This is a genomic window from Luteimonas sp. gir (assembly GCF_037198055.1).
In the GTDB taxonomy this organism is placed as follows: Bacteria; Pseudomonadota; Gammaproteobacteria; order Xanthomonadales; family Xanthomonadaceae; genus Luteimonas; species Luteimonas citri_A.
In genome coordinates, this window is the sequence record NZ_JBBAXQ010000011.1 from 21,976 (window position 1) to 35,901 (window position 13,926).

13 protein-coding genes and 2 pseudogenes are annotated in these 13,926 nt (G+C 69.4%); 5 read left to right on the top strand and 10 right to left on the bottom strand.

The genetic code is table 11. The features are described 5' to 3' along the window. Window positions 1-38: 38 nt before the first annotated feature. A complete protein-coding gene (locus tag WAF18_RS13430) occupies window positions 39-1,397 on the bottom strand; it encodes a glycoside hydrolase family 16 protein (protein WP_337245561.1) in 1,359 nt (452 codons plus the stop codon). 551 nt (window positions 1,398-1,948) lie between these two features. Between WAF18_RS13430 and WAF18_RS13435 the strand changes: the two are divergent. Beyond that, a pseudogene (locus tag WAF18_RS13435) lies at window positions 1,949-2,767 on the top strand (D-hexose-6-phosphate mutarotase); the annotation flags it as partial. 117 nt (window positions 2,768-2,884) lie between these two features. Then, window positions 2,885-5,008 carry a M13-type metalloendopeptidase gene (locus tag WAF18_RS13440; protein ID WP_337245562.1) on the top strand — a complete coding sequence of 708 codons (2,124 nt, stop codon included), beginning with the start codon at window positions 2,885-2,887 and terminating at the stop codon, window positions 5,006-5,008. A 596-nt stretch (window positions 5,009-5,604) separates the two neighbouring features. Here WAF18_RS13440 and WAF18_RS13445 read toward each other — a convergent pair. The 7 genes from WAF18_RS13445 to WAF18_RS13475 all read right to left on the bottom strand — a co-directional run bounded on the left by WAF18_RS13445 (window position 5,605) and on the right by WAF18_RS13475 (window position 11,034). Beyond that, window positions 5,605-6,909, bottom strand: coding sequence for a TIGR00366 family protein (locus WAF18_RS13445; RefSeq protein ID WP_337245563.1), 1,305 nt, complete (start codon window positions 6,907-6,909; stop codon window positions 5,605-5,607). A gap of 144 nt (window positions 6,910-7,053) precedes the next feature. Beyond that, window positions 7,054-7,656, bottom strand: a complete 603-nt coding sequence (locus tag WAF18_RS13450) for a nitroreductase family protein (RefSeq protein ID WP_337245564.1) — start codon at window positions 7,654-7,656, stop codon at window positions 7,054-7,056. 166 nt (window positions 7,657-7,822) lie between these two features. Next, on the bottom strand, window positions 7,823-8,188 hold the full coding sequence (locus WAF18_RS13455) for a glycine zipper 2TM domain-containing protein (RefSeq protein WP_337245565.1): 366 nt from the start codon (window positions 8,186-8,188) through the stop codon (window positions 7,823-7,825). A 123-nt stretch (window positions 8,189-8,311) separates the two neighbouring features. Next, the gene (locus WAF18_RS13460) at window positions 8,312-9,112 is read right to left on the bottom strand and encodes an SDR family oxidoreductase (RefSeq protein WP_337245566.1); all 801 of its coding nucleotides are present in this window, start codon (window positions 9,110-9,112) and stop codon (window positions 8,312-8,314) included. A gap of 64 nt (window positions 9,113-9,176) precedes the next feature. After that, window positions 9,177-9,443 (bottom strand): hypothetical protein, encoded by a 267-nt coding sequence (locus WAF18_RS13465; RefSeq protein WP_255492646.1) that lies wholly within the window; start codon window positions 9,441-9,443, stop codon window positions 9,177-9,179. Window positions 9,444-9,455: 12 nt separating this feature from the next. Further along, window positions 9,456-9,761, bottom strand: coding sequence for a YkgJ family cysteine cluster protein (locus WAF18_RS13470; RefSeq protein WP_337245567.1), 306 nt, complete (start codon window positions 9,759-9,761; stop codon window positions 9,456-9,458). 220 nt (window positions 9,762-9,981) lie between these two features. After that, window positions 9,982-11,034, bottom strand: a complete 1,053-nt coding sequence (locus WAF18_RS13475; RefSeq protein ID WP_337245568.1) for an ROK family protein — start codon at window positions 11,032-11,034, stop codon at window positions 9,982-9,984. 117 nt (window positions 11,035-11,151) lie between these two features. Between WAF18_RS13475 and WAF18_RS13480 the strand changes: the two are divergent. The 3 genes and pseudogenes from WAF18_RS13480 to WAF18_RS13490 all read left to right on the top strand — a co-directional run. Then, window positions 11,152-11,754 (top strand): annotated as a pseudogene (locus WAF18_RS13480) (DUF998 domain-containing protein); the annotation flags it as partial. Window positions 11,755-11,898: 144 nt separating this feature from the next. Next, window positions 11,899-12,075, top strand: a complete 177-nt coding sequence (locus tag WAF18_RS13485; RefSeq protein WP_047135909.1) for a DUF1328 domain-containing protein — start codon at window positions 11,899-11,901, stop codon at window positions 12,073-12,075. Window positions 12,076-12,340: 265 nt separating this feature from the next. Further along, the gene (locus WAF18_RS13490) at window positions 12,341-12,586 is read left to right on the top strand and encodes a DUF2789 domain-containing protein (RefSeq protein WP_183425476.1); all 246 of its coding nucleotides are present in this window, start codon (window positions 12,341-12,343) and stop codon (window positions 12,584-12,586) included. A gap of 182 nt (window positions 12,587-12,768) precedes the next feature. On the opposite strand, the gene WAF18_RS13495 is transcribed toward WAF18_RS13490, so the two are convergent. Both WAF18_RS13495 and WAF18_RS13500 read right to left on the bottom strand, forming a co-directional pair. Further along, window positions 12,769-13,188 (bottom strand): MliC family protein, encoded by a 420-nt coding sequence (locus WAF18_RS13495; protein ID WP_337245569.1) that lies wholly within the window; start codon window positions 13,186-13,188, stop codon window positions 12,769-12,771. 106 nt (window positions 13,189-13,294) lie between these two features. Further along, a complete protein-coding gene (locus tag WAF18_RS13500; protein ID WP_337245570.1) occupies window positions 13,295-13,717 on the bottom strand; it encodes an MliC family protein in 423 nt (140 codons plus the stop codon). Between the last annotated feature and the right edge of the window lie 209 nt (window positions 13,718-13,926).

Sequence of the window (13,926 nt, forward strand, 5' to 3'; positions counted from 1 at the left end):
TCGCGCGCACCGCCCGGGGACGGTGCGCGCGTTTGCAATCACGGGCTCTGGTAGTAGACGTCGTCGATGAACAGGTCGACCGGCTGGCCGGGCGCATCGCCGGCGAGCATGAAGAACTGCTTGACCGCGTGCAGGTCGAGGTCATGGAACGCCGAGAACGGAATGCTGACTTCGTGCCAGGCGCCGTCGCGGACCAGGCCGTACTGCTGGCCGCCCGGCGCGAAGGGGATCCAGCTGTCGCCGAACGAGGTGTTGATACCGACGCGGAACGGTGCCTGGCTGGCGGTGCGCATGCGGAACTTCAGACTGCCGCCGGCGTAGGCGCCCATGTTGCGCACGTCGGTGATGATGCCCAATCCGAACCAGTTGCCGGGATTGGCGCGGAAGGCCATCAGCTCGTTGCCCTCGAACGGCGCAGCGGCGATCGGGGTCAGGTTGTTCCACAGGAACAGGTCGGTGTTGCTGCCGAAGTCCAGAGCGCCGGCCAGGCCGCTGCGCTCGGTGTACACGCCGAACTGGCCGGCCGGCGTCGCGTTGTTGCTGCCCAGGTACAACTCGCTGTCGGGATGGTCCTGGTAGAGCCGGATCCAGTCGACTTCCATGCGGCCGGGCAGCGGCGCGGTGACATCCTGTGGAGTGTGCACACCGGTGTAGGTGCCGCCGACGGCGATGTTGAGCAGCAGGAAGTGCGGGGCGTGGAACTCGTGCACCTGCGGCCCTTCGACATCGGAGATGTCGAATTCGAAGTACTGCTGGCCGTCGATCGAGACACGGATGAAGTTCGGGTCCCAGGTCAGCTTGTAGATATGGAAGTCCTGATGCAGGGCGACCGGGCTGTCGTACACCGTGGCGTGCGAGGCGTACGAGCCGTTGTAGTCCCAGTGCACGGCGGCGCCGATCCGGCGATTGGCCATGCCGTCGGCGATGGCCTGGGCGGAGCCTGCCTCCATCATGTCGATCTCGCCGCGCGCCGGCCACACGCCGACCGCGCCGAGCATCCAGTAGGCCGGCCACACGCCATTGCCGGCCTCGGGGATCTTGATCCGTGCCTCGAGCGTGCCGTACTTGAACTGCACGCGTCCCTCGGTCTTCAGTCGCGCGGACGTGAACGGGCTGCCATCGAAGTTCTCGCGGCGCGCCTCGATGATCAGACGACCGTTCTCGATGCGCGCGTTCTCCGGGCGGCTGGTGTAGTACTGCATCTCGGCATTGCCCCAGCCACACAGGCCGATCTGGCACCCCGTGCCCACGTCGTAGGTCCAGGTGTTGCCGTCGATCGATGGGCCGTCGAAGTTCTCCTGCCAGACAGGCGCCTGGGCATGTGCGGCGGGGGCGAATGTGGCGGCCGCGCCGAGGCAGGCGACGAGCGGCAGGGCGAACAGGCGTACGCAATCCATGACGGACTCCTTGCATTCGAAAGGGAAGCGGCGCGGCGGGGGACGGCCGGCTTCGAGCCTGCGTGCACTTGACAGCGCTGTCAGCCATCTCGGCCCGCGATGTCGCGTTCCGCGAACGAGATCACGGATTGGCGTCTGCGCCGGGTGAAATCGCGGTTGTGCCTGGGGCGAGCATGTTGCGCGGCAGCACACAGATGCGCAGATGCGCACGTTTCAGGGCCGGTGCGCCGCGCGCAGTCGTGCGGCGCGCTGCACGTCCGGCACGCAGCCAGCTAAGCTGGGCGATCCGACGTTCACCCGTTGCCCCAATGCCGATTCGCTTACTCGTTCTGTGTTGCGGACTGCTCGCCGGATGCGCCGGCGGCAGTGCGTCGCGCGACCCGCGTCCGGCGCAGGAGACCGCCTTGCCGACGACACCGTCCATCTCCGAGACCGCGTTCGCCGTGCCCAGCGGCTATCCAGCCGCACTCGCCGCTGCGGCGACGGCGACCGCGCCGCCCGCATTGCCCGAGGTCGAGGGCCTGCGGCTGGGGCGGCATGCCGGCATCGAGGCACTGTTGGTGGAGACCCCGCTGGCAACGGCGGCGATCGCGCTGCACGGCGGGCATCTGCTGTCGTATGTGCCGGCCGGGCAGGAGGACGCGTTGTGGCTGTCGCCGTCGGCCAAGCCGCCGCCGGATGCGATCCGCGGCGGCACGCCGGTGGTCTGGCCATACTTCGGCCGGCAGGGGCAGACCGGCGAGGTGCCGGCGCATGGCTTCGTGCGCACCGTGCGCTGGCAGGTGCTCGCGGCCTCGCGTGCCGACGACGGCAGCGTCGCCATCGAACTGGCACCGCCCGATTTCCCGGAGCTGGGCCTGCAACTGCGGATGACGTTGCGCATCGGCCAAGCGCTGGAGCAGACGCTGGCGACCACCAACACCGGTGTGCGTCCGGTCGCGATCACTCAGGCGCTGCACACCTACTTCCGTGTCTCCGACGTCGCCCAGGTCCGCGTCCGCGGCCTCGACGGCCTGAGCTATCTCGACAAGAACGACGGCTATGCCGCGCATGCGCAGGCCGGGGACTGGACGCTCGACGACCCACGCGACCCCGGTCGCAGCGACTACATCTACACCGATGCGCCCGGGCGCTACGTCCTCGACGATCCGGGCCTGGGCCGCCGGATCGCGCTCGACGTCGCCGGCAGTCGGTCGCTGGTGGTCTGGAATCCCGGTGCAACGGCCGCGGCGCGCATGGACGACATCGGTCAGGCCTGGCGCGGCTTCCTGTGTCTGGAGGCGGCCAATGCCGGGCCCGATGTCGTCGCGCTGGCGCCCGGTGCCACGCACCGGCTGACCCAGACCGTGCGCGTGCTCGCGGGCGGCTGAGCGCGCGGGTGACCAATGGCCGGGGCACGGCCGCAGCGTGCCCGGTATGCTTGGCAGTCGGCCGCCCGGTATCTCGCCGTTGACGGCTTTCCGACCGTGTTTCGATGGAGATCGCGCTTGAAGAAGACCCTGCTGTCCGCGGCGACCGCCGTGGCGATGACGATGGCGGCCACCGCCGCTGCCCACGACCACCGCTGTCTCGAGGAGACCTGCACGCTGCAGGCGTTGTTCGCGAGCGAGCCCGGCGCTGGCGGCGCCTCCACCTCGGGCGATCCGGTCGCCGCGCAGCGCATGGGCAGTTGGGGCATCGACACCGCCGGCATGGACACCTCGGTGCGGCCGGGTGAGGACTTCTTCGGCTACGTGAGCGGCAACTGGGCCAAGACCACGCAGATCCCGTCCGACAAGTCGAGCTACGGTGCGTTCCTGGTGCTGCGCGATCTGTCGGAGGCGCGCGTGCGTCAGTTGGTCGAGGGCTATGACGTGGCCGACGCTGCGCATCCCGATCGCGCCAAGGTCGCCACGCTCTATGCCGGCTTCATGGACCAGGCCGCGATCGAGGCGCTGGGCGCCCAGCCGCTCGCCCCCAAGCTCGCTGCGATCCGCGCCGCCGGCGACAAGGACGCACTGGCCCGGCTGATGGGTCAGAGCCAGGGCGACTTCGGTCGCAGCTTCTTCGGCCTGGGCGTGTCCGACGACCAGCGCGACCCCGACCGCTACACGCTGTACATGAGCCAGTCGGGCCTGGGTTTGGGCGATCGCGAGATGTACCTGCGTGAGACCTTCGCGCCGCAGCGCGAGCGGTATCAGGCCTACATCGCGCAGATGCTCGAACTGGGCGGCTGGGAGAACCCGCAGCGCAATGCCGAAGCGATCCTCGCGCTGGAGACCAAGATCGCCGAGGCGCACTGGACCCGCGCCGAAAGCCGCGACCGCGACAAGACCTACAACCCGGTCGAGCTGTCGGCGTTCGCCACCACCGCGCCGGGCTTCCCGTGGGCCACGTACTTCGCCGCCGCCGGTGTGCCGCAGGCGCCGCGTGCGGTGGTGCGCCAGAGCACCGCGATTCCGAAATTGGCCGCGATCTTCGGCCAGACCGACGTCGCCACGCTGCAGGCCTGGCAGGCGTTCCACACCATCGACAATGCCGCGCCGCTGCTGTCGAAGGCGTTCTCCGATGCGCGCTTCGAGTTCCGCAACAAGTTCCTGTCCGGCCAGCCCGAGGAGCAGGAGCGCTGGAAGCGCGGCGTGGCGTTCGCCGAGAACACGATGGGCGAGGCGATCGGCCGCGACTACGTCGCGCTGTACTTCCCGGCCGATGCCAAGGCCAAGATGGACGCGCTGGTTGCCAACGTGAAGGTGGCGATGGGCGCGCGGCTCGAGCAGCTCGACTGGATGGGCCCGGCGACCAAGGCTGAGGCGCGCAGGAAGCTTGACGGGTTCGGGCTGAAGATCGGCCATCCCGACGAATGGCGCGACTACAGCGGCCTGGTGGTCGAGCCTGGCGACGTGTTCGGCAATGCCGAGCGCTCGATGGCGTTCGAGTGGGACTACCGCCGCAACCGCCTGGGCAAGGAGGTCGACAAGGGCGAGTGGGGCATGACCCCGCAGACGGTCAACGCCTACTACAACTCGGTCAAGAACGAGATCGTGTTTCCGGCCGCGATCCTGCAGCCGCCGTTCTTCGATCCCGAGGCCGATCCGGCGGTCAACTACGGCGCGATCGGCGGCGTGATCGGCCACGAGATCATCCACGGCTTCGACGACCAGGGCCGCAAGTCCGACGGCGAGGGTGTGCTGCGCGACTGGTGGACGGCCGAAGATGCGGCCAAGTTCGAGGCGCAGGCGGCCAAGCTCGGCGCGCAGTACGAGGCCTACACCTTCCCGCAGCTGCCGGGCATGCACATCAACGGCAAGGTCGCGATGGGCGAGAACATCGGTGACCTGGGCGGTATCACGATCGCGCTGGAGGCCTACCGTCGTTCGCTGGACGGCAAGCCGGCGCCGCAGATCGACGGCTTCAGCGGCGAGCAGCGGCTGTTCATGGGCTGGGCGCAGGTGTGGCGCACGCTGTGGCGTGACGATGCACTGCGCCAGCAGCTGGTCAACGGCACTCACTCGCCGGGCCACATCCGCGCCTTCGCACCGCTGCGCAACGTCGATGCGTGGTACGACGCATTCGACGTGCGCGAGGGCGATGCACTATGGATCGCGCCCGAGGACCGCGTGCGGATCTGGTGACCGCCCGCCCGCAGTGACGGACCCCAAGCCGCCGGACGATCCCCGGCGGCTTTCTCGTATCCGCTCCCGCCCGCGTGTAGTGATCCGATCGACGCCGCGAAGCCCTCCCTGCACGCGTGGAGGTGGCGCGCCGCCCGACGCGCGCAGCGATCCGATCGAGCCCGCGTAAAAGCCTCCCCCGCGTGCGGGGGAGGGTTGGGTGGGGGCACAGGCCGATGCAATGGCGTTCGGCCTGGGCTGCAAAAAGCCCCGGCCCCCACCCGACGCCTTTCGGCGTCGACCTCCACCCGCAAGCGGGGGAGGTGTTGCGCTACGCGACGCGCGCAGCGATCTAATCGAGACTGGGAAAAGCCCTCCCCCGCGTGCGGGGGAGGGTTGGGTGGGGGCACAGGCCGATGCGACGGCGTTCGGCCTTGGTCGCCAAAAGCCCCAGCCCCCACCCGACGCCTTCGGCGTCGACCTCCACCCGCAAGCGGGGGAGGTGGCGCACCACCTGACGCGCACAGCGATCCGATCGAGACTGGGAAAAGCCCTCCCCTGCATGCGGGGGAGGGTTGGGTGGGGGTGCAGGCCGATGCGATGGTGTTCGGCCTTGGTTAGGCGAGCAGCAGCACCGCGCCGATGATCACGCCCGATGCGAACAGCAGCATCAGGCAGTAGCCCATGATGTCCTTGATCTTCAGTCCCGCGATCGCCAGCAGCGGCAACGCGAAAAATGGCTGCAGCATGCTCGTCCACGCATCGCCCCAGGCGACCGCCATCGCCACGCGCGCAAGATCGGCGTCGAGTGCCTGCGCGGCGGGCACCATCACCGGTGCCTGCACCGCCCACTGGCCGCCGCCGGACGGCACGAACATGTTGATCAGGCCGGCGGACAGGAACGTCCACAGCGGCAGCGTCGACGCGCTCGCGAACGAGACGAACCATTCCGACAGCGTCGTGGCCAGCCCCGAGCCGACCAGGATCGCCATGATTCCGGCGTAAAACGGGAACTGCACCACGATGCCGGCACCGCCCTTGATCGCTTCCTGCAGCGCGGCGAGCAATCGGGCGGGCGTGCGATGCAGCACGATGCCCAGCATCAGGAAGCCGTAGTTGACGATGTTGAGATTGAGGCCGCCACCGGTGGCGAAATGGTCGACCAGGTAGACCAGGCCCGCGGCACCGATCGCCAGCGACAGGAGCCAGCCGTGCTCGAGACGCACGGCCGGCGTGGCGTCGTGTGCCAGTGCGGGCGGCGCGGGGTCGTCGGGCGGCGAGAAGAGCACCGCGTCGTGGTCGCTGGGCGTCATCGCGCGGTTGATCAGCGGCACCGCGATCGCCAGCAGCGCGACGATCATCAGGTTGAACGGGGCAAAGATCGTTTCGCTGGTCGGGATCAGCCCCATCGTCTCCTGCAGGAAGTGGCCCTCGGTCGCGATGGTCAACGGGATCGACCCCGATAGCCCGCCATGCCAGACGAGAAAGCCGGAGTAGGCACTGGCGACCAGCAGCCGGTAGTCCACGCGCACATGGCGGGCGACCTCGCGTGCGAACAGTGCGCCGATCACCAGCCCGAAGCCCCAGTTGATCCAGTTGGCAACCAGCGCGACCAGCGTGACGACGACGATCGCGTTGCGCGGCGTGCGGCAGCGCGAGGCCAGCGCAGTGAGCATCCGTGCGACGGGCGGGGTGCGGGCGAGGATGAAGCCGGTCACCAGCACCAGCAGCATCTGCATCGAGAAGCCGAGCAGCTCCCAGAAGCCGTTGCCCCAATGGCGCACGAGCGCCAGGGGCGCTGTGCGTTCGATCGCGAGCGCGGCCACAGCGGCGATCGCAGTGAAGATCAGCACGAAGACGTAGGCATCGGGCAGGTAGCGTTCGACCAGGCGAACGGATAGGCGCGTGGCGCGCTGGAACATGCGGGCGGCTCCGGAACACGGAAAAGCCGCCGACGATACCCTGGGAATGCGGTGCGAGGCGTTGGGACGATGGTCGTAGCCGGTGGGGTCCCCGCCATCGCGATGGCCGCGGCGCCGTCGTTCGACGCCGCAAGCCGGTGGTGCTCAGCCGTGCACGCGGAACCGCACCGCGTCGTCAATGAACGCCTTGTCGCCGAACGGCGCTTCGTTCGAGCCGAACGGCATCTGCGCGCGCAAGGTCCAGCTTGCCGGCAGCGACCACTGCGCAGCCGCGGCAGTGTCGGGCAGCGGGTTGTAATGCTGCAGGCTGGCGCCGATGCCGGCATTGGCGAGCGCGGTCCAGACCGAGAACTGCGCCATCGCACTCGCGTGCTCGGACCACACCGGGAAGTTGTCCGCATAGAGCGGGAACTGCTGCTGCAACCCGCGGACCACGTCCTGGTCCTCGTAGAACAGCACCGTGCCGGCGCCCGCGGCGAAGCTGTCGATCTTCGCCTCGGTGGCGGCGAAGCCGCCGGCCGGGACGATGGCGCGCAGCGCGTCCTTGACGATGTCCCAGAAGGTCTGGCTCTGATCGCCGAACAGGATCACCGCCCGCGAGCTCTGCGAGTTGAACGACGACGGGCTCAGGCGCACGGCCTCCTGGATCAGCTCGGTGGTCGCCTGCTGTGAAATTGGCAGCGTACGCCCGAGGCTGTACTGGCTGCGGCGACGACGCGAGGCTTCAAGGAACGGGTTGCTGGACATGCTGGGCTTTCCTGGTTGAGAGAGAGACGGGCCGCAATGCGGCAACCGGGAAAGTGTGGCGTCAGAGACGCGCGGCGGTAGCGCGGGGGACGGAAAGGATCGTTTCAGGCACAAAAAAGCCGGCATCCCAGAAGGCACGCCGGCTCGTTTGGAGGATGGGCGAGGCTCAGCGATACACGCGATCGCAGCGCGTCTCGACGATGCGGTCGCCGCGGCTTTCCTGGCGGTTGCCCTGGACGTTGCGGCCGATCGCACCACCGGCCACGGCACCGCCGACAGTCGCAAGCTTGCGGCCGTTGCCGCCGCCGATCTGGTTGCCGATCAGGCCGCCGATGACCGCGCCCGCGGCCGTGCCACCGATGCGATTGGGGTCGGAGCTGTTGCGTTGGACTTCGACATCCTTGCAGACCACGCGGCTGCCGTCGTTGAAACGGCGCCCTTCGTCCTGCGGGCCGTAATGCTGGGCGTGGGCGGTTCCGGCCGCAGCCAGCGAAAACAGGCCGAGACAGGCAAGTGTGCGCAACGTGTTCATGACGATCTCCACGGGGGTGATGCCGCGATGCTTGCAGTGCACCGGGCAACCGCACATGAAATTCGGCGTCTGGGGGCGTCTTGGTTCAGCCGCGGGCACGTCGCGTGACGCCTGCGTCGTCGCTCAGGCGTACTGCATCTTGCGGACCATGCCGCCGTCGACGACGACGTGCTGCCCGGTCACGAAGCCCGATGCGGGCGAGAGTAGATATACCGCGAGCACCGCGACGTCCTCCGGGGTGCCGACCCGCCCGACCGGATGCTGTGCGTGGTCACGCTTGGACAGCTTCGGGCGACGGCGCGCTGCCGGCCGCTGCCAGTCGTCGGTCGCGATCCAGCCGGGGCTGATCGCATTGACACGGACCCGTGGCCCTTCGCTGATCGCCAAGGCATGGGTGAACGCGACCACGCCGCCCTTGGCGGCGGCATAGGCTTCGGTGTGGGCTTCGGACTGGAGTACACGGCTGGAGGCGATCGACACGATCGCGCCCTGTCGCGCGCGCAGCGCGGGCAGGGCGTACTTGCAGCACAGGAAGGCGCCAGTGAGGTGGGCGTCGATGAATCGCCGCCACTGCGACAGCGGCAGACGTGCCAGGTCCGTCACGTGCGGATCGGCCGGGCCCGCATTGTTGACCAGGCCGTCGAGACCTTTCATGCGCGCGATGGCCTTGGCGAAAAAACCGCGCACCGACGCCTCGCGAGCGACATCGAGCGGGAAAAAGCACGCCCGATCGCCGACATCCCACTCGGCCAGGCAGGCAGCGCCGGCGTCGCGGTCCAGGTCGCCGATCGCCACGCGACCGCCGGCACCGAGCACGGCCTGGGCGATTGCGCGACCGATGCCTTGCGCGCCGCCGGTGATCGCGACCACGCGGTCGCGCAATGGCGACGGGTCGAGCGGCAGCACGGGCGGGGTGAGGGACATGGCCGCTCCCAAGGCGAGATCGGCCGCAGGGTCGCACGCCCGGCATCGCGGCCGGGTGCAGGCCTCAGCCGCCGCGGGCCTTCTTCGGTGCGTTGGCGGCAACCTTCGGCGCTTCGGCATCGACGCGCATCAGTGTGCGGGTGACGCCCAGCACCTCGATCCGGCCGCCGGCCGCGCGAAAGCGCGCCAGGTCGGCTGCGATCCGGTCGCTGGTCACGCTCGCGCCGCGGTCGCCGGGCTTGCGCGGGCCGGCGAACAGATGGCCGGTGCTCGACGCCGTCGTCGGGGTGGCCGCTGCGGCCGGGGCCGCTGTCTTCTTGGTACGGGACATCGAACGCTCCTTTCAGTACATCGCCAGGGGAATGCCGCGTCGTCCGCGGTCTTCGTAGTCGTCGCGGACCGAGCGGCAGTAGGGGCCTGCCATCTCGAAACGCCGGCAGATCTCCGGTCGGGTGTCGTAGATCGAACAGCACATCCGCGCCGGATCGATGGCCACGCACCAGCCTTCCTCGTCGCGGGCCATGACCTCCAGGCCGGCCTCGGTGACGTCGACGAACCGGGCGGGCACATCGTCGTCGCTCTGCAGCACCACCGTCAGCCGGCAGCAGACCGCGTCGCAGCGCGCGCAGTCGATGTCCGATACGGTCATCGGCCCAGGACCGGGCGGCGGATCGGGGACGGTGCGAATGGGGTGGGGACGCAGCGGGTCATCACGCTTCCTGGGGAGCGTCGCCCGGAGCGGGCGGTCACACGTGGGGGAAGCGAGGCGGCGGCCAGGGCGGTCGCGCGTGACGCACGGATGGGCGAAGGGCCCGGCGCCTAGCATAACACCGCCCGCCTGTGGGGCCGTCGGCGGCGGGTCGGGCGGTTCAGGAACGTCGGTTCGTGTAGCTGGCGTTGCCCAGCCCGGTGCCGATCGTCAGCACGCCCCAGCGGCGCACACCGGTCATGCGTGGGCGCTCGCTCAGGCCCTGGACGACAGCGTCGTTGTGCAAGCGCACCAGGGGCGCGCGGCCGCCGATCCGGTCCAGGCGGGCCTGCAAGGCGTCGGCGACGCGGAACTCAGCGGCCTCCCAGTCGCCGGGCAGATTGTGCGCACCGTGCAGGATGGCACCGTCGGGCGCGATTTCGCCTGGACAGGCGACCCCGACGAATGGGGCCAATCGCAGGTCGCGGGTGCGGGCGTGGGCGATCAGGCCGTTGAGCATCGCGGCGGTCCGGGTCATCGCGGTCTCGCGATCGGGCGCGTCATTGGCATGCCGCCACTGCGTGCGCTCGAGCACATGCGCGCCACTGCCGTCCTCACGTTGGTCCAGGCGCGGTGCGACCAGGCCACAACGGATGTTGGTGCCGCCGATATCGACCGCGAGGAAGGCGTCGTAGCGCTGGATTCTCGCAGGCGCCAGCGGCACCCAGCCCAGCAGGCCGGCATCATCGCCGTCGTGGCGCAACAGGGTCAGGTCGACACCGGCGCGTGCGAGCTTGAGCAGGCGCGCGGCGCGGCGCACCGACAACGCACCGGTGCGGTTGCCGGGGAAGCCGCCGCCGATGACGATGCGCTTGACGCCGTCCCATTCGGGCTGCGCGAGAAAGCAGCGGATCACCCCGGCCAGCCGCTCGGCGTGGTCTTCGATCGCGGCGTGGATCAGATGCGCCGCATCGGGGTCGCCGCCGACCAGCACCAGGTCGATCTCCTTCTTGCCGATCGCGTCGGTCGGCGTGCGTCCGAACGGATCGCGGCCGCCGGTGAAATGGTGGCGGCGGCGATGATCGAGCAGGGCGCGGAACGCGCGCTGGCTGGCGCGGTCGCCGATGAAGCCCCCGCCTTCGGCATCGCGCAAGGCCAGGTTGCAGCTGTCGATCGTCAGCCCGGGCAGATGGGCGGCGGCGTGGCGGTTGCGATCGTCGCGTGGGCGGGCCATCGGGTCGGGTCGGCCGGACAGAGGCGCCCATCGTGCCTGCCATCGTGTCGCGCGGCGTGACGATGGCGTGCCGGCACAGCGCGCCTAGAATGGCGCCCCCTGCGCGATCGTCCTGCCATGTCCCCGCCTGCTGCCGTCATCGATAGTCCCCTCGACCAGACCTGTGCCGGGGCCTGCGCACTGGTGGCGCTGGCGAGCCTGGCGACGTTCTGCGCGAGCGCGCTGGCGCTGCACGGCCTGCGCCCCGACCTCGATCCGGTGCACAGCCAAATGAGCCTGTACCTGATCGGCGACTGGGGTCCGCTGCTGCAGGCGGCCTATGTCGTGCTCGCGGTCGGAATGACCGCGTTGGGTTGGGGACTGCGGCAGACGAGCAGCGGTGCCTGCCGCAGCGCCGCGCCGCTGTTGCTGTTCGCGCTTGGCGGGCTGTCGCTGGCGACGACCGCCTATGCCTGGATGGATCTGCCCGGCATCGACAGCACGCTCGAAGGCCTGATCCATGGCGTCTCGGCGCAGGGCGCGTTCCTGTTCGCGACCGCCGGCATGGTGCTGCAGGCGTTGCGCCTGCGCCGCGATGTCGCCTGGCAGGCGACTGCGCGCTGGGCGCTGCCGTGGGCCTTGCTGTGCTTCGCATCGATCTGGGTGCTGGCGCTCTGGCGCGACGCACCGCGTGGGCTCGCCCAGAAGACCGTGGTGGTGTTGATCCTGGGCTGGCTCGCCGCTGTCTCGACAGCGTTGTGGCGCAGAGCGGCCGCTTCGCGTGGCGGGGTGTGTTCACGCCAGCCGCACCGCCCCGGTCACAGACTGCGGTCCGCCGACGCGACGAATGCCACGTCGTGCAATTACCGACGTATGGAGAACGACATGATCAAGTGGGCCATTATTTTCGCCGTCATCGGCCTGATCGCAGGTGCCCTCGGGTTCACCGGCGTCGCCGGTGCCTCGATGGGCATTGCCAAGTTCCTGTTCTGGGCAGCGATCATCATCGCCGTCGTGCTGTTCGTGCTCGGCCTGACGGTCGCCAAGAAAGTGACGAGTTGACGACGCTGTCGATCGCAGTGCCACGACCGCCGGCTTGCCGGCGGTTTTTTTATGTCCATCCCAAAGGCGGGCGGGCCTTCGCCGCAAGAAACCGGGGTCAGAGTGCAATTCGCCTTGCGAAATTGCACTCTGACCCCGGTTTTGGGGGTGTCGACGACGCGCCTTTTTGGCAAGCCGAATCGCGTGGAGCACGTTCGATACTCAAGCCACGTTGACGCGGGCGCGGCTAGGGTGGGCGTCACCGCTTGCCCCACCGAGGATGTCCGTGGAACCGACTGTGCACCCTTTCTCCGAACTCTTCGCCCAGCTCGGGCTGCCCGATGACGAAGCGTCGATCCGCGCCTTCATCGCCCGCCATGCGCCTTTGCCCGACGACATGCGGCTGGAGGAAGCGCCGTTCTGGACGCCCGCGCAGGCGCAGTTGCTGCGCGAGGAGCGCCTCGAGGATGCCGACTGGATCGTGGTCATCGACCAGCTCAATGTCGCGATGCACGCGACACCCGACCCATGAGGCGGCCCGGCCGGGCGTTGCTGACGCTGTTGGCGACTGCGTTCGCCGCGTGCGCAGCGCAAGACGCGGCACGCAACGGACTCGATTGAATGCGGTCGCCCCGCATGCCAGTCGCATGCGGGGCAATGGCACGCACGTGGCGTGATCCGCAGCTCAACACCGTCTGCCGGGAGGCGCGGGGATCAGGGCGTGCCCGGTGTCCCGGTGCACACCCGGTCGGGATGGCCGCTGCGCAGCAGGATCGCGTCGTTCGCGCCGCGGGTCCACAGCACCGTGCCTTGATCGTCGGCGTAACGGGCGCCTTGCATCGCCGGGTCGCTCTCGGTGCGCAGCACCACGTGGCCACCGTCGATGGCCACGCTGGCCTGACCGCGGCCGTCGAAGGTCGCATCGACCTGCGTGCCCTCGCAGTCGTAATGCACCACGCGTGCGATGGGTGCAGCATCGGTCGACGGCGTTTCGGGATCCGGCGGCGTCATCGCAGCGGAGGACGCATCGGTTGAAGGCGGCGGCACGGTGTCGTCGGCTGGCGCCTGTGCAGGCGAGCAGCCGGCGAGGGCGAAACCCAGGACTGCGATGAGCAGGGGTGGGGCGTGGCGCATGATCGTCTCCTTGCGTGTGGACACCTGGGACGGACATGGGGGGGAGGCGCGTTCGCAGGCTACCCCTCCCCTGCGCGCCGGGTGTGAAGGCCGCGTGGACACCCGGTCAGCCGGCGGTCTCTACCGATGTCCGACAGGTCTGCGCCGGCAGGCCGTCGACGGTGATGTCGGCCTCGTCCGCCCCCTTGGTCCACAGCACATTGCCGTCGTCGTCCGCATAGCGGGCACCGCTTGCGGCCGGCGTCGTGCGCAAGGTTAGGGTGCGGCCGTCCAGCTGCATCAGCGCGGTGTCGCCGTCGTCTTCGTAGGCGACGGTATAGGTGCGGTCGTCGCAGTGGTAGCTGACCGTCGATGGCGGCGCGCCCTCCGCTTCGCGGGCGGCGAGCGAGCCGGTGGGGGTTGGTGCCTCCATCGCCGCAGGGGCGGGGGGCGGCGAGGCGGGATTGGCGGGCGTCTGGTCGACGCGGTCGTTGGAACAGGCGGCAAGGGCCAATCCAAGCAGGGCGACGGGCAGGGCGGCGTGGCGCATGGCGAGTCCTCGTTCGTGGTCGAACGCCGCCGGGCGCACCCGGTGACGTGCCGCCATCGTGGACCGGCCCACGTCAATGCCAGGTGCGCAGGGGCCTCGATGGCGTCGTGACCGGATGCGAACATCCTGGCCTGCACCCTCTGTGGCCACCCTGACGAGGCAACCCATGCGCACACATCGTGTTTTCGCCTGTTCCCTCGCGCTGTGCG